This window comes from Streptomyces spinosus (genome assembly GCF_020400655.1).
Lineage (GTDB): Bacteria > Actinomycetota > Actinomycetes > Streptomycetales > Streptomycetaceae > Streptomyces > Streptomyces argyrophylli.
Genome location: NZ_JAINRC010000031.1, coordinates 24,960 through 45,502, shown reverse-complemented (window position 1 = coordinate 45,502; position 20,543 = coordinate 24,960). Strand labels below are relative to the sequence as shown.

Below are 20,543 nucleotides of genomic sequence, written 5' to 3'. Positions count from 1 at the left end.
ACCTGGGGGCCGCAGCCCCCGGCGTCGCTCAGGAGGAGGCCCGGCGGCGGTGCCGGGCGGCGACGGCCCCCAGGACGACACCGACCGCGATGACGGCCAGCCCGCGCGCCCAGACCTCGGCCTCGATCTGCGTGGCGAGCGCCACGCAGGAGGCCGCCCCCAGGACGGGGACGGCGGTGTAGGCCCTGAAGTGCGGGCGGTCGGAGCGGTCGCGGCGCTGGACGAGCACCGCGGTGTTGACGATGAAGAACACCACGAGGAGCAGCAGCACCAGGGTGGAGGCGAGGCTTGCCACGTCCCCCGTGAGCGCCAGCAGGAAGGCCAGCACGGTCGTGGCCGCGATCGAGGCCCACGGCGTACGGCGGCCGGGGAGCACCCGGGTCAGGAAGCGGGGCAGGAGCCCGTCCCGCGCCATGCCGTAGGCCAGGCGTGAACTCATGATGCCGGTGAGCAGCGCGCCGTTGGCCACGGCGACGAGGGCGATGGCACCGAACACCTTCGGCGGCACCCCGCCCGCCTCCTTCACCACTTCCAGCAGCGGACCGCTGGAGCGGGCCAGCGTCGCGGTGGGGACGGCGGCCGAGGCGACGACACCGACCAGGACGTACACGGCTCCCGCCGTCACCAGGGCGCCGAAGAGGGCCCGCGGGTAGGAGCGGCGCGGGTCGCGGGTCTCCTCGGCGACGTTGACGGAGGTCTCGAAGCCGACGAAGGAGTAGTACGCGAGCACCGTGCCGCCCAGCACCCCGGCGGCTCCCGTGTGCCCGGTGCCGAGGTGGACCAGCCTGCCGGGGTCGCCGTCGCCGCGCAGGAACAGCCAGACCCCGAGCCCGACGACGAGGAGGAGACCGCCGACCTCGACGACCGTCGCCGCCACGTTGGCGCGGGTGGACTCGCTGATACCGCGGGCGTTCAGCAGGGCCAGGGCACACAGGAAGACGGCCGCCACCAGTACCACCGGAAGGCTGACGAAGACGGCCAGGTAGTCGCCGGCGAAACCCCGCGCCAGCGCGGCGACGGAGACGATGCCCGCGGCGAGCATGCAGAACCCGGCGAGGAAGCCGGTGAACGGCCCGTAGGCGAGGGTCGCGTAGTGGGAGGCGCCGCCCGCCCGCGGGTACTTCGTGGCGAGTTCGGCGTACGAGGCGGCCGTCAGCAGCGACAGCAGCAGCGCCAGGAGCAGGGGCAGCCACACGGCCCCGCCCGACTCCGCGGCGATCTGGCCGACGAGGACGTAGACACCGGCGCCCAGCACGTCGCCGAGGATGAAGAAGTACAGCAGGGGGGTCGTCAGGGCCTTCTTGAGCGCGGGGGCCCCGCTGTGCGGCGTGCCGTCCGTCTCAGCGGTGGAGGGCGTGGAGGGAGTGGTAGGAGGTGTCACCCCACCCGCCTACCCCTCGGGGCCGGCCGCAGACGGAGACAGGCGTGTGGCGTGCGCGGACCGTACCGCCAGGGCTCGGTGTCCGCCGAGTCGGCCGTCGTTCGGGTTGGCGTCGGCGTCCGGACGCTCGACGTGCTTCCGGCGCCGGGGATCCCGCCCGGCTGCCGGTCGCCGGGCGTCACCGCCTGTCGGACGTCCGGCCCAGGCAGGGGACGAGCAGCGGCGGTATCCCGTGGAGGGAGCCGGGCCCGGCTCATTGCGCAGCCGGTGCCGGTACGACGCGACGACGGCACACGCGGTCGCGGTGTGTACCGCGATCAGCGTCGTGGACGTCTGGCTGCCGGCCACGGCGCTCCTCGGCCGACGCTGCCGTTCGCACCGGTTTGCGTGCTCAGACGCCGGGCTACCCGGCGCTCCGGGCGAGCCGGGACGACGCCGTGTCCGGCCGCCGGGACCGACAGCGTGCGGAGGATGAAAGATCATGACCGTGCCCGAGGAGAACAAGCCCAAGACCACGAAGACCGATGAAGTCGTCGATCAGCGCGACGAACGGGACACCACCGAACCGGCGGCAGGCGGGGCGAGCAGCCGCGACATGGCCGAGGCCCTGGAAGAGGCCGGGATACGTCCGGAGGACATGCCGGAGGAGTAGCCGCGCGGCGTGCGTTGGCGCGACGAGCCCCGCCGCCGCGCCTGCTCCGGCAGCGGGCCGCCGCCCGCCCGGCGGGGATCACACGCGCTCGTCCGGGGGCGACGGCCCGCGCGTCGGCGCCGCGGTGGACGTCACCCGGGCCAGGCGCTCGTCGCAGGACACCGACCGCCGACCGCGAACCGACGGAGCACACCTGAGGCCCGTCACGCGGGTGCCGGCCCGCAACCGGTTTCGGCCCTCGCCCCCGTGCGGCCCAGGCGTCCTGGGATCGGTGCGCGGTCCGGCCAGGATGGGCCTACGCCGCCGTGACACCCATGAGGAGTACGAGGAGGGCAGTGATGGATCACTCTCGCGTCCCCGTGCTGGAGGCACTGCAGGAGTTCCGGCGCCGCGGCGACGTGGTGTACGGACCTCCCGGCCACAAACAGGGCCTGGGAGCCGATCCCCGCGTCCTCGACATCGTCGGGGAGGGCGTCTTCGCCTCGGACGTGCTGTCCCTGAACGGCCTCGACGACCGCCGTGAGTCGCAAGGGGTGCTCACCCGGGCGGAGGAGCTGATGGCGGACGCGGTCGGTGCGGAGCAGGCCTTCTTCTCCACCTGCGGCAGTTCCCTGTCCGTGAAGACCGCGATGCTGGCGGTGGCCGGACCGGGCGAGAAGCTCCTCGTGTCGCGCAACGCCCACAAGTCCGTGATCGCCGGCGTGATCGTCAACGGCGTCCACCCGGTGTGGGTGCACCCGAAGTTCGACACCGAGCGGCACCTGGCACATCCGCCGGAGCCCGACGACGTCCGCCGCGCGCTGCGGGAGCACCCGGACGCCAAGGGCATGCTGCTGATCACGCCCACGGACTGGGGCTCGTGCGCCGACATCCGCGGCGCCGCCGCCGTCTGCCACGACCACGGCATCCCCCTGATCGTCGACGAAGCCTGGGGAGCCCACCTGCCCTTCCACCCCGACCTGCCGGCCTGGGGCATGAACGCCGACGCGGACCTCGTCGTCACCAGCGTCCACAAGATGGGCGGCGCCGTCGAACAGAGCTCCGTCTTCCACCTCCAGGGCGACCGGGTCTCACCCGGGGTGCTCAAGCAGCGCGAGGACCTGCTCGGCACCACCAGTTCCTCGTCCCTCGTGTACGCCACCCTCGACGGATGGCGCCGCCACATGGTCCAGCACGGCCACGACCTGCTGGACGCGGCGCTGCACCGCACGGCACGCATCCGCAAGGCCGTCACCGGGATGCCCGGCCTGCGCCTGATGGGCCAGGAGGTCGTCGGACAGGGCCTCGCGACGGACCTGGATCCGCTGAAGATCACCATCGACGTGCGGGAGCTCGGCATCAGCGGCATGCAGGCCACCGAATGGCTGCGCGCCCACTGTCATGTCGACATCGGGTCCTGCGACACCTGCCGGATCAGCGCACAGATCACCCACGCCGACAACGACCGGACCGAGCACCTCCTCGTCGACTCCCTGCACCGCCTCGTCGAACACGCGGACACCATCGGGACGCGGCCTCCGGTCCGCCTGCCCGAGCCCCGCGCGCTCCAGCTGGAGCAGGCCATGCTGCCCCGGGACGCCTTCTTCGCGAGCGCAGAGCACGTCCCGGCCCGGCAGGCCGTCGGACGCGTCGCGGCCGAGACGATCAGCCCCTACCCGCCCGGCGTCCCCGTCGTCGCCCCGGGCGAGGTCATCACCCGTGAGGTCGTCGACTACCTGACCAGCGGTGTGGCCGCCGGCATGCTCATCCCCGACGCTGCCGACCCCAGTGCCGAAACCCTGCGGGTGACGGCCCGATAGCCGGCCGTCCCTGACCAGCGCATGCGTCCCGGACTGTCTGTTCACGTGGGGGGCACGACACCGGAGGAGTGCCATGGAGCCGGATGACCGGATCATGCGGGGACCCGGCGAACGGAGAGTCGCCGAGGCGGCGGAACGGATCGTGGCCGAGGGCCGACCACGGTTGCACCGCACCTGGACGTCCTTGGTGGCCACCTCACTGCTGGGCGGTATCGACGTCGGTGTCGGCGTCATGGCGCTGCTGTTCGTGCGGCACGAGACCGGCAGCGACCTGCTGGCCGGACTGGCCTTCTCCGTGGGGCTCATCGCCTTGCTGCTCGGGCACAGCGAACTGTTCACGGAGGGGTTCCTGGTGCCCGTCGCCACCGTCATCGCGGGCGCGGCCACCTGGCTGGACCTGGCGAGGATGTGGGGCACCGTCCTGGTGATGAACCTGATCGGCGGATGGGTCTTCACGTGGCTGGTCGTGCAGGCCTACCCGGACCTGCACCGCACCGCGGCCGCCTCGGGCGCGAAGTTCGTCGACGGCGGGTACACACTGGGCACCTTCTGCCTCGCCGTCCTGGGCGGCGGCGTCATCACGCTCATGACCCGTATGCACCACGGCAGTGAGTCCATGACCGGGAAGATCACCGCATCGGTCACCACCGCGTTCGTCCTGGCCGGGTTCGGCCTGTGGCACTCGGTGCTGGACTCCCTCATCGCGTTCGCCGGCCTGCACACCGGCACGACGTCCTACGGTTACCTCGACTGGCTGGGGTGGCTGGCCTGGGCGGTCCTCGGCAACATCGTCGGCGGCCTCCTGCTGACCACGACCCTGCGCCTCGTCCGCAGTGCCCCCGTGCTGAGCGGCGACACCGCACAAGCCGGCCAGTGACGTCGGCGATCACCGACCGCACCGAGGCAGCCGTCAGCCGCCGGGGACCCCTCACGGTGCTCGTTTCTCCACAAAAGGAGTGATGCGCGATGTCGCAGCCCGCACAGCAACAGCAGCCGCCCGGCACGGAAGCCCCGATGCGGCCCAGGCCCGACCACGGGGAGCACAGTTACAGCAACGCGGCGTTCCAGATGACCCACGAGTCGCTGGAGGAGATCCCCGACGACGAGTGGGATCACACCCTGGCGGTCAACCTCAGCGCGATGTTCCACCTGTGCAAGGCGGCGGTGCCCCACATGCGGCCCGGGGCGTCGATCATCGCCACCACCTCCGTCAACTCCGACATGCCGGTACCCACGCTGCTGCCCTACGACGTGACCAAGGCGGGCATCGCCAACATGGTCGGGGCCATGGCACAGCTGCTGGGCGAGCGCGGCATCCGCGTCAACAGCGTGGCCCCGGGGCCGATCTGGACACCGCTGATCCCCGCGACGATGCCGCCCGAGCAGGTGGAGAACTTCGGCTCTCAGGTCCCGCTCAGCCGTCCGGGCCAGCCGGCCGAGGTCGCCCCGGTCTACGTGCTGCTCGCCTCGGACGAGGGTTCGTACGTCTCCGGTGCCCGCATCGCGGTCACCGGCGGCCGGCCCGTCCTCTGAACGCATGCGTCGCCCGGGTCTCCCTGGGAACCCGGCGGCTGCCGGAAGCAAGCACCACCCCATGCAGCAGGAGGTCGGGACCATGCCGAATCCGCAGCAGCCTGAAATACGGCGTAACGACAAGGGGGCGGCCACCCCGGAGGACAGCCGCCAGTTGAAGGCGGGCCAGGCGGGCGGCGGCACGAGTGGTCACCCGCACGGCACGGACAAGGGTGCGAAGGGTGGAGGAGAGGGCGGCGGAGTGCCTCCGGCGCAGCAGCCCGATCACCCCTGAGCCTCCAGCGATGGTGCCTCATAGCGAACGGCCCCGCGCGGGGCCGTTCGCTATGAGGCGCGCATGGCCGACGGCACGCGGCCCGTACACGCCCGTGGCCTCGGGGGCGTGTTCGCTGGAGGGTGACCGCGCTCAGGCTGGGCCCGTCACGTCCGCCTCGTCGCTGTCCCGGCGACCGATCCGGCTCGGCCCGGTGCCCGACCGTGTCGAGGACTGGGACGTTGACCTCCGTCGTGGGCCTCGCGCAGGCGTGTGAGCAGGAATCCGGGGAAGACGGTGAGACCGCTGAGCAATGAGCTGTCGCTCGTTGCCGGAAAGGAGAAACCGGTGCCGGGCGTCACCGGCCTGCTGGTGCGGAGACTGTCCGTGTCCCTGGAGGCCACCCGTAGGAGCACACGCAGCCTGCTCAGGCATGCGCTGGTCTCCCTGAGCAAGGTCCGCTCCTGCCCGTCCTGCCACAAGTGGGTCGGCGAGGGGATGGACACGTGCGCGGGCGGACACCCGGTGCACTGAGGAAGAGGCGTCGGTTTCGCCACTCCGGACGACGGTGGCCCGACCCCTTCGTCCGCCCCCCGTCACTCCCTCCTGACGGGCCCCTCGGACCAGGATGTGGCCAGTCGTCCGCCGTACCCGCCAAGGCCGGCATCCGTGGCGGCTTCGCCCAGGTCGTCGTCGCATCAGCACACCACCACACGGCCGCGGCCGGGACCGCTGACCTGCCCGCAGGCCAAAGGGCGCCAGTGGTGACGACGGGATGCCGAAGCCGGGGATCGCAGGCCGGCAGGCGACCAATCCGCAGCTCGCGTGGCCTCGGATTACACGGGGCTGTTCCGCCCCGCCGTGCCTAGGGGAGAGCCATTGTGAAGGAACCGGTGTACATCGGCAGTGCTCCAACTGCCCAACCTGATCTGCAACAGCTGGTCCACGAGGTGGCGCTGGGTGATCAGGAGGCTTTCGCCGCGGTCTACGACGCCGTGGCCGGCTCCGTTCTCGGGGTCGCCCGGGCCGTTCTGCGTGATCAGGCCCAGTCGGAGGAGGTGGCGCAGGAGGTGCTGGTGGAGGTCTGGCGCACGGCTCCGCGCTACCGGCCCGAGCGAGGCACGGCCATCAACTGGATCCTCACGCTCGCACACCGGCGGGCCGTGGACCGGGTGCGCTCTGTGGAGGCTGCGGCGGCCCGTGACACCAAGGCCGCGCTGCTCGACCACCAGCCGGCTTACGACGAGGTGACCGAGCAGGTCGAGACCCGACTGGAGCGGGAGCAGGTGAGGCGCTGCATGCGCACCCTGACCGAACTCCAGCGCCAGTCGGTCACCCTCGCCTACTACCGCGGCCTGACCTACCGGGAGGTCGCCGAAGCACTGTCGCTGCCGTTGGGCACGGTGAAGACCCGGCTGCGTGACGGGCTCATCCGCCTCCGCGACTGCCTGGGGGTGACCGCGTGACCACGACCGATCTGCACGCGCTGACCGGCGCCTACGCCGTGCACGCGCTGGACGCTGAGGAACGCGCCGCCTTCGAGATTCACCTGGCCGTGTGCGACGCCTGCCGGCAGGAGGTCGCCGAGTTCGCGGCAACCGCCGGGCGCCTGGCTCTGGCTTCCACGGTGCGCGCGCGCCCCGCCATGCGGGAGGAGGTGCTGCGGCGCGTCACGACCGTGCGGCAGGTGCCGCCCGGTGCCGCGCCGCCGGAGCGGGTACGCCGTGGCGCGCAGCGGCGACGGGGCCTGGCCCGGTGGGCGCTGGCCGCCGGTGTGGCCGCCGCTGCCGCGTTCGGGGGTACCGCCGTGTGGCAGTACGAACGCGCCCAGGACGCTTCGCACGAGGCGGCCCAGGAGCAGCGGCGCGTCGAGGATCTTGCCGGGGTACTGGCGGCGCCTGATGCCAAGTCGCGTTCGGCGAAGGTGGCGGGCGGCTCGGGCACGCTGGTGGTCTCGGCCAGCCGGGACCGGGCCGTGTTCGTCGCCTCGGGGATGACCGCCCCACCGCGGGGCAAGGTGTACCAGCTGTGGTTCGCCGACGGCGGGAAGATGCGCTCGGCCGGCTTGATGGACCCGGACCGCGGCAGCCAGGCCGTGCTGATGCGGGGAGCGGTGGACGGTGCCTCCGCGATCGGCATCACGGTGGAGCCGGCCGGTGGATCGAAGCAGCCGACCTCGTCACCGGTCGCCCTGCTCGGCCTGCCGGCGTGAGGTGCGCGTGGGGAGCACCGCCCGTCCGGCGGTGCTCCCCACGCGGCTGACAGCCTCGGCGCGGCGGCCGGGGAGAGAAGCCGTCGGCGCGGACCGCGGACGTGTGCGTGGGGCAGCGGGACGGCGTCTCCCCATGGTGTTGTCTCCCTCCACGGAGGGTGAACGGCTGGCTCGGAGGGCTGGTTGGCAGCAGGCCCTGAGATCTGCGGACCAGCCCCCTGACGAGGGCACCCGCCACGCCCTGCCGGTCGGGCGGGCGTGGCGGGTGCCCCCGTAGGAGGAAGCGCGCCCGCCGAGTCACTCCCATCAAGGCGACCGGTCGGGGCACGCTTCCTCGGCTTCCGGTGGCGTCAGCTTCCGGGCATCAGGACGGTGTCGATGATGTAGACGTTGGCGTTGGCGGTCCTGACGTTGCCGCAGACGACCTTGGCGGAGTCGTTGACCACGTAGGACTCGCCCGATCCGGAGCTCATGACCTTCGACTTCTCCAGCGTGTCGAAGGAGCCGTTCTCCAGGTCCCTGGGGGTGAGCTTCCGGCCGACGACGTGGTAGGTGAGGATCTTCGTCAGCTGCGCCTTGTCGTTCAGGACCTTGTCCAACGTGGCCTTCGGGATCTTGTCGAAGGCGTCGTTGGTCGGCGCGAACACGGTGATGTTCTGGGCGTTGTTCAGGGTGTCGACCAGGCCGGCCTTCTTCACGGCGGTCACCAGGGTGGACAGGGCCGGGTTGTTGGAGGCGGCGGTGGCGACAGGGTCCTTGGCCATGCCGTCGAAGGAGCCGGCGCCGTTCTTCGGCACGGCGGAGCAGGCGGGGCCGAACGGCTGGTCCACGCTGCTTGCGGAGGCCGTGGAACCGCCCGCGTCGTCGCTGCTCCTGGTGGCCGGCGCCGACGCCTTGTCCGAGGAGCCGGACCTGCCCGCGTCGTCGCTGCCGCTGGAGCAGGCGGTCAGGGCCAGCGGGAGCACGGCGGCCGCGGCGAGGAATCCGGCGGTACGGCGGATACGGGTGTTCATCATGATCTCCTGTGGGAAGGCGCAGCGCGCTACGGCTGCGTTCGGGGTGTTGCGGGAAGGTGGTTCCGGGGAGGGCACGGGCCCTCGTGGGGGTGTCAGCCGACGGTCACGACGACGGAGTGCCATCCGCTTGCGCCGTCGGGGATGGTGCGGGTGCGTTCGTCGGTCTGCACCGTGCCGGTGCGGTCGGTGGCGCGGACGGTGAGGGTGTGGACGCCCTTGGCGGCCTGCCAGGGAAGCGACCATCGGCGCCAGGTGTCGCACGTGTCCTCGGCGGCGAGACCGGCTTCCTGCCAGGGGCCGTCGTCGATGCGGACCTCGACCTTGTCGATGCCCCGGTGCTGGGACCAGGCGACTCCGGCGATGATCACCGTGCCGGCGTCGGGACGGGCGAACGGCTTGGGAGTGTCGATCCGCGAGGCGGTCTTGATCGGGGCCTTGCGGGCCCAGCCGCGCTTGGTCCAGTACGGATCGTAGGCGTCGAACGTGGTGAGCTCGAGGTCCTTGATCCACTTGCAGGCCGAGACGAATCCGTACAGCCCCGGGATGATCATGCGGACCGGGAAGCCGTGGTCGAAGGGCAGCGGCTCGCCGTTCATGCCGAGGGCGAGCATGGCGTCACGGCCGTCCATGACGTCCTCGACCGGGCTGCCGATCGTCATGCCGTCCACTGACCGGGACACCAGCTGATCCGCTGGTCCGCCCCGGGAGGGAGGCTCGACTCCGCATTCGGCGAGCAGGTCGGCCAGCCGTACGCCGATCCAGCGGGCGTTGCCCACATACCGGCCACCGACTTCGTTGGAGACGCAGGTCAGGGTGATGTCCCGCTCGATCAGCTCCCTGCGGAGCAGGTCGTCGAAGGAGTAGGTTCCGGGACGTTGTACGCCCTTGCCGTGGATCCGCAGCCGCCAGGCGGCGGCGTCCACTCGGGGTACCACCAGCGCGGTGTCGACCCGGTAGAAATCCGGGTTGGGGGTGACGAAGGGGCTGATCCCAGGGATGCGGAGCCCGGCCCACTCGGGGACCGGCTGCGCCGGTGACCCGGGAGAAGGCAGTGTGACCTTCGCACGGGAGGCGATCGCGTCCCGGCCGCGCGAGGCGTTCAGGGACCGGCCGACCGCGCCCACCGCGGCGGAGGCCGCTGCCGCGGACGCGGCCGCGAGGACGAACCCCCGCCGGTCCCAGCCTGTGGGCGCGGACAAGCCGTCTTCCGTTGCCCCGGTCGCGGAGTCGGATGCCGATGACGCCGGCGGCCTCACCGCGGTCAGGCGGCCGACCAGCCCGTACAAGAGCAGGAGTGCCCCGGCGAGGGCCCCGACGACGGACGGTAGGGCGTCGGCGAGGCCGGCGGAGTCGGGGCGGCTGACGGCGGCCGCCGCGCCGATGGCTCCGAAGAGAAGGACCCCGGCGGCGCCGACCCGCCGATCCAGCACCGCCAACGCACCCAGCGCCAGTGCCAGCACCGTCAGCACGACGAGGATGCCGAGGCGCAGCACGAGCTTGTCGTCGGTGCCGAAGTGGCGGATCGCCCAGTCCTTGACTGCGGCGGGCGTTGCGTCGATGGCCGCACCGCCCACCGCGACGACCGGACCGGACTGCGGACGCACCGCTGCCGCGACCAGTTCGGCCACGGCCAGCGACGCGAAGGCGGCCAGCACCCCGCTCAGTGCGCCCAGGCCCAGACGCGGCCACCCCGGCCGTACTCGCTGATCCTTCTCTTCGTCCCTCACGGAGGGAATCCGGTTCTGCCCGCGCGGCGGATTGGTCCTCGACCTGATCGGGTGAAAGAAGCCGGCAGAGCGATCCAGCGTGCCTCGCACCCCGGATTACCCAGTTAAGCGCCGGCAGACATCGCCGGACCTGCTCGGTCCGGGGGCCTGCGTCGTCCTGCTCGCAAGGGCGCCCGTGCGGGACTCCGGGCGCCCTTGGCGCACTCACCGCGCTGATGCCTGCCGCGTCACATGCCCGAGTGCCAGCCGGTGCTGACGCAGGCGTTGCCGAAGGCCGGGTCCGGCGACCGAGCCGGGAAAGCGGTCATGCGCTCCACGGCACGGCCGACGACCCGCCACGACAGCGGCGTCACCCACTGGGCCGTCGGTCACCCGGCCCGGAACCGCTACGGCAACGTCTCGGAGCTCCGTGCCAGGCGGTGGCGCATGAGCCGGCCGAAGGCGGCGGAGATACGGATGTGGGCGTCCCGCCCCGCGCTCGAGCACCCAGCGGGCACGCTCGCCGGACATGTACTCGTCGGGGAGTCCGGCCCCGCCGCGGGTCCGCCCGGTGGCGACGACGAGTACCGCGGCACGGAACGGTCAGTCACCGTCCCCGGGCCCGACGGCGTAGTCCCAGGCCAGCTCCCACACCCGCAGCGCCGAGCCCAGGTCCGCGGTGGCCAGCAAGGTGCCGTCCGGGCTCAACTCGACGCTCGCGACGGGTCCTTCGTGGCCCTCCAGCGTCCGCAGGCAGGATCCCGAACGCAGGTCCCACACGCGCAGCAGCCCGTCCCAGCCGCCGGTCACCGCGAACGTGCCGTCGGCGCTGAGGGCGAAGCCGTACGGCATGCCGCAGGGCAGCGAGTGGAGCACCCGGCCGGTGGCGGTCTCCCACACCTGAACCCCGTCGCGGCCCGGGGAGGCGGCCAGCGTGCCGTCGGCGCTGAAGGCCCGTGCGGTCTGGCCGGACGAGAACGAGCCGCCGCAGTCGACCGAGTACCGGAAGGCGCCGCTCGCCACGTCCCACGCCGTGGTGCTCAGACCGGTGGACAGGAACAGGGTCCGCCCGTCCGGGCTGAAGTCCGGGAACTCCTCACCGCCGCGCGACGGCAGGGTCCAGGCGGGACGCTCCGCGTCCAGCGGCCACAGGTGCACTTCGTGCTCGCCCGCCTGGGGGAACGAGGTCTGCGACCGGGTGCTGCCGTGCGTGGCGGCGAACCTGCCGTCGGGGCTGAGAGCCACCGCGTGCACCTTGCCCGCGTGCGCCCGGACCGTGCTCAGTACGGAGCCGGCGGGCAGGTCCCGCATCCGCAGCGTGCCGCTCTCGTCGCCGATCAGCACCCGGTTGCCCGCGGGGTTCAGCGCGAAAGCGCTGATCCGGCCGGAGTCGTCGGTGAAAAGCCGCTTGCCGCCGTCCTCCAGGCTCAACTGCCGGATCGTGCCCACGTTGGTCAGGACCAGCAGCAGGAGGCCGTCGAGGGCGAACCGGATGTCCCGGGCACTGCCGCGCTCACCGCGGTCGAAGGTGTGCAGCCGCTCCCCGGCGGCGGCGTCCCACACGTCCACCTCGCCGGTCCACCGACCGGTCGCCAACAGGGTGCCGGCGCGGCCGAGCGCGGCGGTGACGGGCTGGGTGAGCACCTGGTCCCCGTCGTACCCCCAAAGTACCCACGCGCCGAGCAGCGTCGCCCGGCGGCCGTGCGCTCCCACCCTCACCCACGCCCGGCGCACCTCGGGATGACGGGCGAAGCCGGGCACCTGCTGTGCGGCGCGCAGCGTCTCGGCGGCGGACGCGTAGCGTTCGGTGTCCGCCAGCTCGTCGACGCGTGCGATCAGCGCGCGGAACGCCTCGTCCGTACGGGTGAGTTCACGGGCCGAACCAGGGCGGGCGTAGCACCACGGCGCGCGGTAGCCGGTGCCGGGCAGCGAACGCAGTACGACCAGGCCGTCGCCGCCGAGCACGGCCACCCTGCCCTTCGCCGCGAGCGCGACGCCGTCCACCGAGTACAGGCCGGACGGCGTGTCCCGGTCCACGGTGCGCAGGCAGCGGCCGGTTGCCGGGTCCCACGCCTGGATCGACGTCCCGCCGTCGCCGGCGGTCAGCAAAGTGGGTCCGGACGAGGCGACCGCGACGGCCTCCACGTGCCGCAACCGGTGCGGCACTTCGCTGACCACCTCGCAACGCCGGGCGTCCCACACCGTCAGCGGCCCTGTCCACCAGGCGACCACGGCGCAGCGGGCATCAGGGGAGATGCCCACCAGGTCCAGCGCCGAGGTCCGCACCTCCCTTCCGTGCAGCGTCCCCCGAACCGGTCCGGTCAGGGTGCCGAGCAGCCGTCCGGCGAACGGGGCCCACGCGCGGACCGTGCCGTCGTGATCACCTCGGCCGAAGGACGCGGACACGCCCCTGCTGCCGTCGCGGCTCAGCGCGAGCGAGGTGACCGCGCCGCTGTGCGCCCGCACCATGGCGACCACCTGGTCCGGCCGGCCGGGCTGCCAGATCCGTACGGTGCCGTCCTGGCGTCCCACGGCCACGTAGCGGCCGTCGCCGCTGACCGCCAGCGTGCAGGCGGGAGAACTGTCCTGCCGGGCCGGCCGGTCGAGCCGGCGGCGGCGTGCCAGGTCCCAGGTCTCGACCGAGCCGTCCTCGCGGAGCACCGCGCCACGCGTGCCCGCCGCGTCCATGGCGAGGTGGAGCACGCGCTGCCCGCTCCGTGTCAGGGTCCGCCGAGCGCGTCGCCGGCTCCGCTCGCCGTGCGCCCACAGCACCAGCCGGCCCGAGCTGTCGCCGGACAGCACGAGGCCGCCGTCCGCACTCGCCGCGACCGCCGTCACCCGCCCGATGAGGCCGTCGAGCTCGGCGCGGACCGGTGGCGGGCGGCGCGCCAGCTCGGCCAGCGCCACCGCGGCGTCCATCGAGTCCGGTTCGGCGGCGACCGCCTCGCGCAGCAACTCCGCCGCCTGCCCGTCCTCGTGGCGTTCCAGCGCCGCGCAGCCGAGCAGGAGCGCGCCGAGGCCGTCGGGAGGTCCGGCGGCGCGGGCCGCCGCCAGGTCGGAGAACAGCTCCTCTCCGGTCAGGCGTCCGGAACGCCACCGGTGCAGGCCGGAGTTGTAGAGGGTCGGGAGGTGGTGCGGGTCGGCTGCCACGGCCCGCTGCCACAGCTCCTCGGCCTCGTCGGCCCGGCCCAGGTCCAGGAGGGACAGGGCCTGGTTGGACAGACCGGCCGACAGCAGGTCCACCCTCCTGGGCTCGGGCCGCCCGTAGGCGGTGCCGAGCTCCGCGCGGTACAGCTCGACGAGTGCCGATGAGATCTCGTGGAAGCCGGACGGGCGCGCCGCCGGGTCCTGTTGGAAGCACTGCCGCAGCAGTCCGCCGACGCTCGCGGGCATCGCCGGCACCCGCGCGTCGTCGGCGCCGCCGGCCCGCAGGAACCTCTCCAGTGCGTCGCCGGCGGCCTGTCCGTGGTCGGTGAGGCGACGTCCGGCGAACATCTCCAGGACGCTCACCGCCCAGGACCACACGTCGGTCGCCGTGGTCAGCCGGACCGCGCGGCGCCCCGCGGCGGCCACCGCCTGCTCCGGGGAGCAGTAGGCCGGTGTCATCCCCGCGAACGTCACGCCCGGCGGGTCGTCGCCGCTCTCCTGCCGGTTCGCCGCCGACGTCCCGGCCAGGCCGAAGTCGGTGACCTTGGCGGTGCCGTCCGTCTGGAGCATCACGTTCGCCGGTTTCACATCCTGGTGGACGAGCCCGCTGTCATGGGCGTGTGCCAGACCCCAGGCCATCTGCACGGCCACGTCGAGGATGCGGCCGAGCGCCACCCGGTGGCCGCCCTCGTACAGCCTGCCGCCGCGCACGGCCGCGGCCAGGCTGCCGCCGTCGATCCACTCGGCGAACACCCGGGGCAGCGAGTCGATGGTGCGCACGTACACGCAGTTGACGGTGTGCGGGTGCAGCCCGAGTCCCACCCACGTGCCCGCCTCGGTCTCGAACAGCCGCCGGTCGTGCGGCGTGCGCACCCGCTCCGGGCGCGGGGTCTTCACTGCCAGGTCCACCTGCCAGTCGCGGTGCCGGACCCTGTGCACCAGGCCCATCCCGCCGTCGCGCACCACGTCGAGCACCTCGTACAGGCCCAGCACGACGTCGCCGGGCGTCCAGATGCGGGCCGGTCCGCGTCCCACGGCGGCCTCAGCCGGCGAGGGTGACGGACAGCGGACCGCCGAGGAGCACCGTCATGCCCTCGCGGGCGTCCTCCTGCCTCACGCCACGCGGCCGGCGGTTCACCAGGTGAACGGAGACAGGCGCGTCCGGTGGCACGGTGCCGCTGCCGGCGGCCGACGTCGTGGCCAGGCCGGAGAGCGGCCCCGGCATGACGGAGGGGTCACGCGGTGCGCCGTCGCAGAATCCCCACTGCGCTCGACACCGACGAACTCCAGGTCCGCGCCGGCCTCCGTGGCGCGCTTCCCGCGGAGACCGGCGTCGATCGGCCTTGGTGTCCCTGATGCAGAGGTGGCAGTGCAGCGACACTCGATCGCCCTCCCCGATACGACCTCAACCCCCACCATCGCCAGGTTAGGGGACTGCGGTTGATGCGCATCGAGCGGCGATGCTGCGAGGCTGTCACAGTACGGTCACACCTGCCGCTCTACTTCCCCGCGCCATGTGTGCGGCGCAGCGTACCGAAGGCCGCGCGGAGTTCCCTCGTGAAGATGTCCGGGACTTCCCAGGCCGCGAAGTGGCCGCCGTTGCGGACCCGGTTGTAGTAGAAGAGGTTGTGGTACGCGCGCGACGCCCAGCTTCTCGGTGCCTGGTAGATCTCACCCGGGAACACAGTGATGGCGGCGGGGAGCGATACCGAAACGGCGTTGAAGTTGTTGGCGTTGTTCTCCCAGTAGAGCCGCGAGGAAGAAGTCGCGGTGTTCGTCACCCAGTAGAGCGTGATGTCGTCGAGCATCTCGTCCTTGGTGAGCACGCGCTCCGGATGCCCGTCGCTGTACGTCCAGGCGGCGAACTTGTCGTACATCCAGGCGGCCAGGCCGACGGGGGAGTCCGTCAGCCCGTATCCCTCGGTCTGCGGGCGGGTGACCATCATGGCCGAGTAGCCCGATCCGGTTTTGTAGAAGGTGGCCAGCTTGTTGTACGCCGCCTTCTCGTCCGGGCTCAGACCGGCGGGTACGGGGTCTCCGCACGCCAGTTTCCTGGCGATGTCCGGCGGGACGGTCGCGGGGAAGTTGACGTGGATCCCGAGCAGTCCTGCCGGCCGCTGGACCGCCATCTTGTCCGAGATGACGGCACCCCAGTCGCCGCCCTGGGACACGTAGTGCTTGTAGCCCAGCCGCTCCATCAGCACGGCCCAGGCGCGGGCGATGCGGTCGGGGTTCCACCCGGTGGTCGTCGGCCGTTCCGAGAAGCCGTAGCCGGGCATGGACGGTATGACCAGATGGAAGGCATCCTCGGCACGGCCGCCGTGGGCCGTGGGGTTGCTGAGCGGACCGATGACCTTCAGGAACTCCAGGACGGATCCGGGCCAGCCATGGGTCAGGATCATCGGGAGCGCGTCCGAGTGAGGGGAGCGAACGTGGATGAAGTGTATGTCCAGCCCGTCGATCTCCGTCTTGTACTGCGGCAGCGAGTTGAGTTTCCTCTCGATCCTTCGCCAGTTGTAGGTGGCTTCCCAATAGCCGGCGAGTTCCTTGATGGTGGCCAGTTGGACACCCTGGGACTGATCGCGGACCGTTTCCCGGTCGGGCCACCGTGTCGCCGCGATGCGGCGCCGCAGCTCCGTCAGTTCTCGCTCCGGAACGTCCACCCGGAACGGCCGGATGGCCTGCCGCTCGCTCGCCGAGACCGGCTTCCCGGACAGGTCCCAGGAGCCCAGGCCGGCAACACCCGTCGCTGACGCGGCCACGGCGGCGGCCGAAGTGGAGAGGAACTTCCTGCGAGAGTGCGCGCGGAGAGCCTCGGGCATGATGACTCCTCGGATGGTCGAAATCCTTGAGGGGCGCATTCGCGGCACGGCCACGGCATACGAATCGATCGTCCGCGAGGAAAGCAGTGCGGCGCGCCCGTGATTGCTGCACGTATGGGCAGCGAGACGGTTCTGCGTTCGCTTGTCTCGTGAATGCTCGGGTCGATGTATTACTGAGAGTAACGATACATAACCTTTTGTGTGCATGCAACTCGGATGGACCAGAGCAAGGAATGCCGGACGGAAGCGCGGTAGCCCCAACGGGTGCAGGCATGTCCCTCGAGCAGGGCGGCAAGGCCGGCGGAGGACTGCGGCCGGGTTCGACGAACTCGCCGTTCGTTCCCGAGCCGATGTACTGCTCGCCAACCTCCCGCCGTCCTGACCCGTCCGGGCGGGGGACATCCGGTGCTAGGGTCCTGTCGATCGAGATACGGGGGTGTCAGGTGTTCACGAGTGTCACGGCTGCCGCGTTCATCCTGCTGGCGCCTCGGGTGGCCTGGTACGTCAACCTTCCTCTACTCCTCGTTCTGGCCGTCTGCTTCGTCGCGGACACCGCGTCGAAGAAGAGGCACGTCCGGTACTTGGCTTTCGCCTATCTCGTCATCTACGACGTCGCCGCGCCCTACGAGACGAGCCGGAAGGACGGCTGGAACTGGGTCGCCTGGATCGATCTGGTCCTCCTGCTGGCAGCGACCCTCGTGGCGCTCCTCGCGCTTCCCGGTCAGGAGAAAGCCGGCACCACCCGTCCGGCACCCCTGCCCACGGTACGCAACCGGCCGGTTCCGGCGCCGCGCCGACGCCCTGCCCGGGTCGCTGCCCTGCGCCGGCAGGCGCAACGGGCCGCGTCCCGCCGCCGCTGACCGGGACACGGTCCAACGCACTGAGGCGGCGAGCCGCGAAGGCAACGCCCGTGCTCTCTCGCGAGGACAATGCCGTTCAGGCCGTGAGGGCGTAGGCACGGTGCCTGCCCGATACCGGCGGCGCCCCCTCGTGCTTGCCGGCACATGTGAGCGTCAGCCGACCGCCATGACCGCCGACCGGGCCAACCCACGGCACTAGACACTTCCGATGTGGCTCCGCGCCGCCGGCACCACTGTGCCGATCGTGGTGGCGAGCATGGCTCCGAGGACGCTGACGCCGACCAGGGTCAGCCAGATCGTCGCCGCCCCCGTGGACAGCAACCCCGAGAGTGCGGCCGGAGCGAGCGCCCCCGCGGCACTTACCGCAAGCTGATTGAGGGCGAGGTACCGGCCGCGCAGGGCGTCTGGGGCGCTTTCCGCTGCGACGGTCGACGTGATGGGGCCGCCGAGGATTTCACCGAAGGTGTAGCTGATCGCACCGAGCAGCACGATGCCGAATGCCGGGGCGAGCGCGGTCACGCGGTCGGCGGTGAGGAACAGGAGGTAGCCGGTCGCGAAGCAGGCGTGCCCGGCGACGAGGACGCGACTGCGGGTGCGCCCGCCGAGCGACCCGACGACGACGCCTTGACCGAAGCCGACCATCAGGGTGTTGAGCGTGAAGACAGCGCCGGCAGTCCAACCGGGCAGCCCCAGCACGTCCACGGCGTAGACCGGTATCGCGATGTTGAGGGCGAACAAGGAGACCGCGAAGAACAGTTGGTGCACGACCACCGACAGGTACCGCAGGTCCCGCAGTACACGCCCCCAGCCTCCAGCAGCGTCGCGACCCTCCTCGGGACGGATGTTCGGCACCGCCCGCGTCAGAACGAAGGCGGCCAGATAGGACAAGGCGTTGACGGCCACGATGGCGGTGTAGACACCGTGAGTACCGAAGCTCACGGCGACGGCGGTGAGGAGGCCGCCGAGTGCGTAGCCGATGTTCCGTACCGACCCCAGAAGACCGAACCAGCGCTCGCGTTGGCCGGGCGCGGCCAGCGCGGTGACGGTCGCGCCGTAGCATCCGAAGAACACCGCCCTCCCGGCACTGTTCAGCCAGGCACAGACGGTGATCTGCCATGTCTGGCCCACGACGAGATACCCGGCGAAGCCGACGGCCTGGGCCAGGTTCGCCGCCTGGAGCACCGGCTTGGTGCCGTATCGGTCGACCAGTCCTCCGCCGAGAGGGCCTACCGGCAGCGCCAGTAGCCCGGCCGTCGTCAGTGCCGCGCCCACCTGCGTCAGCGTCAGCGACGTCGTGGCCAGGAAGTACAGCAGCGAGACGGGAACGAAGACACCCGTGCCGATCGAGTCGATGGCGATCGCTGCGACGAAACGACGGTGCCGGGCTGTCGAGGGGCGGATCGTGCGATCGGAAGGAGTCACAGCCCGGACGGTATAGATTCTATACCGGTATCCACAACGCTACCGGGAGCCGTGCATGGGTAACCCGTACAACGTCATGGCCGCGACCTGCCCCAGTCGCACAGTTCTGCACCGGATCGGGGCGCGCTGGACGGTGTTCGTCGTGAACGCGCTGGACGGCGGGCCGATGCGGTTCACGGAACTCAAGGCGCACATCCGTGGGATCACGTCGAAGGCGCTCACCGAGACGCTTCGCGCGATGGAGTACGACGGGCTGATCTCCCGAACGGAGATCCCCGCGAATCCCCCGCATGTCGAGTACGCCCTCACCGACCTCGGGCGGTCACTGCTGACACCCCTGCGTGCCGTCCGGGAGTGGGCCGAGAGGCACGTCCCCGACATCGAACGCGCCCGCGCACAAGCCGATGGGAAACGGTGACTGCTCCCGCCGGCGGACGGCCGGGAGGGACATGTGTACTCGTCAGGCGTTGGAGCCGCCGGTGGTGTGGCGTTGTCCGGAGCGGCTGCCGTGCCAGTCCAGGACGAGGGTGGTGGCGTCGTCGGGCAGGTGCCCGTCGCAGGCGTCGTGGACCGCTTCGGTCAGGGCCCGGACGACTTCGCGTGGATGCTGGTTGCGGGTGTCGTGGAGGAGGGCGGGCAACTGGACCTTGGCGGCTGTGCGGTCCTGCATCCCGTCGGTGATCAGGACCAGCCGGTCATCCGGTTCCAGGTGGATGTGCTGTATCTCGTAGGTGACCGGGGCGGGCGCCCCGAACGGCAGGTTCACCTTCAGCGGCAGCTCCCGCACGCGGTCCCCGCGCAGCCGCAGGGGCCAGGGATGACCGGCGTTGACCAGCTCGCAGTCGCCGGTGTCGAGATGGATGCGCAGCAGCTGGCCGGTGGTCATGCCGTATGCGTGGTCGGTGATGGCATGGTGGGCGGCGTAGGCCTGGTCCAGCAGGCTGCGGCCGGCGCGGCGGGCTCCGCGCAGGGCATTGACGGTGAGGGTCGCCAGCAGGGCGGAGGCGGTGTCGTGCCCCATCGCGTCCGTGATCGACAGATTCAGAGCGTTGCGGTTCAGGGCGTAGTCGTAGGTGTCGCCACCGGCCTCGTCGGCCGGGGCCAGGCCGCAGGCCAGGGTGAAGTGGGCGGCCTCGCAGCTGGGCGCGGACGGCAGCAGTTGGTGCTGGATCTCGGCCGCGAGGCTCACCGGGGTGGTGCGTCGGCTCCAGTGGTAGAGGTCGGTGAAGCGACGGTCGGTGACCACGATGTACGCCAGCGCGTGCGCGGCCTGCACCACCGCGTCGCGGACCGCCTCGTCCGCATGCGGCACCACCATTTCCAGTACGCCGATGCAGTCGCCGCGGTTCGTCACCGGCGCCACCACTCGGCACGCACCTTCCGGGGCGTCCTCCTGATGCAGGTGCTGGGAACGCAGCACCCGGTCGTATACGCTGCCCGCCAGGCGCACTCGTCCCGCCTGCCCGCGCGTCTGCCCGGCGACGCCGGCTCTGGGCAGCCGGACGGCCTCCTGGCCGAGGATGTCGACGAACAGGAAGCACACCTCGGTCGCCGAGAGGCGTTTCTCCAGGTTCTGGGCCACCACGTCCACGGACTCCACGGGGGCGGCGTTCTCCGCTGCCCGCAGCACCTCGTCCAGGCCCAGACCGTCGTCACCGGCCACCATCAAGCACCTCCCGGCTCCTCGCGCCAGGTTCCCCGGTCAGCCGGACCGGATACGCCGACTCACCTGAAATCGAA

Annotated in this window: 18 protein-coding genes; 10 read left to right on the top strand and 8 right to left on the bottom strand. The window is 71.6% G+C overall.

The annotated features are described in order from the left end of the window. Window positions 1–28: 28 nt before the first annotated feature. Window positions 29–1,381, bottom strand: coding sequence for an APC family permease (locus tag LG395_RS38515; RefSeq protein WP_372463522.1), 1,353 nt, complete (start codon window positions 1,379–1,381; stop codon window positions 29–31). A 481-nt stretch (window positions 1,382–1,862) separates the two neighbouring features. On the opposite strand from LG395_RS38515, the gene LG395_RS38510 reads away from it, so the two are divergent. The 8 genes from LG395_RS38510 (at window position 1,863) to LG395_RS38475 (ending at window position 7,830) form a co-directional block, all read left to right on the top strand. Beyond that, window positions 1,863–2,033, top strand: a complete 171-nt coding sequence (locus LG395_RS38510; RefSeq protein WP_171150101.1) for a hypothetical protein — start codon at window positions 1,863–1,865, stop codon at window positions 2,031–2,033. Between the two features lie 338 nt (window positions 2,034–2,371). Further along, window positions 2,372–3,832, top strand: coding sequence for an aminotransferase class I/II-fold pyridoxal phosphate-dependent enzyme (locus tag LG395_RS38505; RefSeq protein WP_225813873.1), 1,461 nt, complete (start codon window positions 2,372–2,374; stop codon window positions 3,830–3,832). 73 nt (window positions 3,833–3,905) lie between these two features. Continuing rightward, entirely contained in the window at window positions 3,906–4,709 is an 804-nt protein-coding gene (locus tag LG395_RS38500; RefSeq protein WP_225813871.1) for a formate/nitrite transporter family protein, read from the top strand. A gap of 89 nt (window positions 4,710–4,798) precedes the next feature. Next, window positions 4,799–5,365 carry an SDR family oxidoreductase gene (locus tag LG395_RS38495; RefSeq protein WP_225813870.1) on the top strand — a complete coding sequence of 189 codons (567 nt, stop codon included), beginning with the start codon at window positions 4,799–4,801 and terminating at the stop codon, window positions 5,363–5,365. A gap of 82 nt (window positions 5,366–5,447) precedes the next feature. Further along, a complete protein-coding gene (locus tag LG395_RS38490) occupies window positions 5,448–5,639 on the top strand; it encodes a hypothetical protein (protein ID WP_171150097.1) in 192 nt (63 codons plus the stop codon). A gap of 327 nt (window positions 5,640–5,966) precedes the next feature. Beyond that, complete coding sequence (locus LG395_RS38485; protein ID WP_225813869.1) at window positions 5,967–6,152, top strand: hypothetical protein; 186 nt, start codon at window positions 5,967–5,969, stop codon at window positions 6,150–6,152. A gap of 347 nt (window positions 6,153–6,499) precedes the next feature. Further along, a complete protein-coding gene (locus LG395_RS38480) occupies window positions 6,500–7,084 on the top strand; it encodes a sigma-70 family RNA polymerase sigma factor (protein WP_171150095.1) in 585 nt (194 codons plus the stop codon). Continuing rightward, complete coding sequence (locus tag LG395_RS38475; RefSeq protein WP_225813868.1) at window positions 7,081–7,830, top strand: anti-sigma factor; 750 nt, start codon at window positions 7,081–7,083, stop codon at window positions 7,828–7,830. The genes LG395_RS38480 and LG395_RS38475 overlap by 4 nt, the downstream gene beginning before the upstream one ends. A gap of 350 nt (window positions 7,831–8,180) precedes the next feature. Here LG395_RS38475 and LG395_RS38470 read toward each other — a convergent pair whose 3' ends face one another. The 5 genes from LG395_RS38470 to LG395_RS38450 all read right to left on the bottom strand — a co-directional run bounded on the left by LG395_RS38470 (window position 8,181) and on the right by LG395_RS38450 (window position 16,521). Beyond that, window positions 8,181–8,843 carry a fasciclin domain-containing protein gene (locus LG395_RS38470; RefSeq protein ID WP_225813907.1) on the bottom strand — a complete coding sequence of 221 codons (663 nt, stop codon included), beginning with the start codon at window positions 8,841–8,843 and terminating at the stop codon, window positions 8,181–8,183. A gap of 95 nt (window positions 8,844–8,938) precedes the next feature. Then, the gene (locus tag LG395_RS38465; protein WP_225813867.1) at window positions 8,939–10,573 is read right to left on the bottom strand and encodes a molybdopterin-dependent oxidoreductase; all 1,635 of its coding nucleotides are present in this window, start codon (window positions 10,571–10,573) and stop codon (window positions 8,939–8,941) included. Window positions 10,574–11,155: 582 nt separating this feature from the next. After that, window positions 11,156–14,734, bottom strand: a complete 3,579-nt coding sequence (locus tag LG395_RS38460; RefSeq protein ID WP_225813860.1) for a WD40 repeat domain-containing serine/threonine protein kinase — start codon at window positions 14,732–14,734, stop codon at window positions 11,156–11,158. 7 nt (window positions 14,735–14,741) lie between these two features. Then, window positions 14,742–14,924, bottom strand: a complete 183-nt coding sequence (locus LG395_RS38455; RefSeq protein ID WP_225813858.1) for a hypothetical protein — start codon at window positions 14,922–14,924, stop codon at window positions 14,742–14,744. Window positions 14,925–15,198: 274 nt separating this feature from the next. Continuing rightward, window positions 15,199–16,521, bottom strand: a complete 1,323-nt coding sequence (locus LG395_RS38450; protein ID WP_225813846.1) for an epoxide hydrolase family protein — start codon at window positions 16,519–16,521, stop codon at window positions 15,199–15,201. Window positions 16,522–16,964: 443 nt separating this feature from the next. Between LG395_RS38450 and LG395_RS38445 the strand changes: the two genes are divergently transcribed. Then, window positions 16,965–17,381, top strand: coding sequence for a hypothetical protein (locus LG395_RS38445; RefSeq protein WP_225813845.1), 417 nt, complete (start codon window positions 16,965–16,967; stop codon window positions 17,379–17,381). 195 nt (window positions 17,382–17,576) lie between these two features. Here the strand turns inward: LG395_RS38445 and LG395_RS38440 are convergent, their stop codons facing one another. Beyond that, window positions 17,577–18,803, bottom strand: a complete 1,227-nt coding sequence (locus tag LG395_RS38440; protein ID WP_225813844.1) for an MFS transporter — start codon at window positions 18,801–18,803, stop codon at window positions 17,577–17,579. A 55-nt stretch (window positions 18,804–18,858) separates the two neighbouring features. Between LG395_RS38440 and LG395_RS38435 the strand changes: the two genes are divergently transcribed. Continuing rightward, window positions 18,859–19,221, top strand: a complete 363-nt coding sequence (locus tag LG395_RS38435) for a winged helix-turn-helix transcriptional regulator (protein WP_171150088.1) — start codon at window positions 18,859–18,861, stop codon at window positions 19,219–19,221. 42 nt (window positions 19,222–19,263) lie between these two features. Here LG395_RS38435 and LG395_RS38430 read toward each other — a convergent pair whose 3' ends face one another. Further along, window positions 19,264–20,469 carry a PP2C family protein-serine/threonine phosphatase gene (locus LG395_RS38430; RefSeq protein ID WP_225813843.1) on the bottom strand — a complete coding sequence of 402 codons (1,206 nt, stop codon included), beginning with the start codon at window positions 20,467–20,469 and terminating at the stop codon, window positions 19,264–19,266. Window positions 20,470–20,543: the final 74 nt, after the last annotated feature.

What these genes read in the sequence shown, in the direction of transcription:
- LG395_RS38470 (WP_225813907.1), bottom strand. Translation starts at nt 8,843, where the DNA reads ATGAACACCCGTATCCGCCGTACCGCCGGATTCCTCGCCGCGGCCGCC.
- LG395_RS38500 (WP_225813871.1), top strand. Translation starts at nt 3,906, where the DNA reads ATGGAGCCGGATGACCGGATCATGCGGGGACCCGGCGAACGGAGAGTC.
- LG395_RS38455 (WP_225813858.1), bottom strand. Translation starts at nt 14,924, where the DNA reads ATGCCGGGGCCGCTCTCCGGCCTGGCCACGACGTCGGCCGCCGGCAGC.
- LG395_RS38435 (WP_171150088.1), top strand. Translation starts at nt 18,859, where the DNA reads ATGGGTAACCCGTACAACGTCATGGCCGCGACCTGCCCCAGTCGCACA.
- LG395_RS38430 (WP_225813843.1), bottom strand. Translation starts at nt 20,469, where the DNA reads ATGGTGGCCGGTGACGACGGTCTGGGCCTGGACGAGGTGCTGCGGGCA.
- LG395_RS38450 (WP_225813846.1), bottom strand. Translation starts at nt 16,521, where the DNA reads ATGCCCGAGGCTCTCCGCGCGCACTCTCGCAGGAAGTTCCTCTCCACT.
- LG395_RS38490 (WP_171150097.1), top strand. Translation starts at nt 5,448, where the DNA reads ATGCCGAATCCGCAGCAGCCTGAAATACGGCGTAACGACAAGGGGGCG.
- LG395_RS38505 (WP_225813873.1), top strand. Translation starts at nt 2,372, where the DNA reads ATGGATCACTCTCGCGTCCCCGTGCTGGAGGCACTGCAGGAGTTCCGG.
- LG395_RS38510 (WP_171150101.1), top strand. Translation starts at nt 1,863, where the DNA reads ATGACCGTGCCCGAGGAGAACAAGCCCAAGACCACGAAGACCGATGAA.
- LG395_RS38495 (WP_225813870.1), top strand. Translation starts at nt 4,799, where the DNA reads ATGTCGCAGCCCGCACAGCAACAGCAGCCGCCCGGCACGGAAGCCCCG.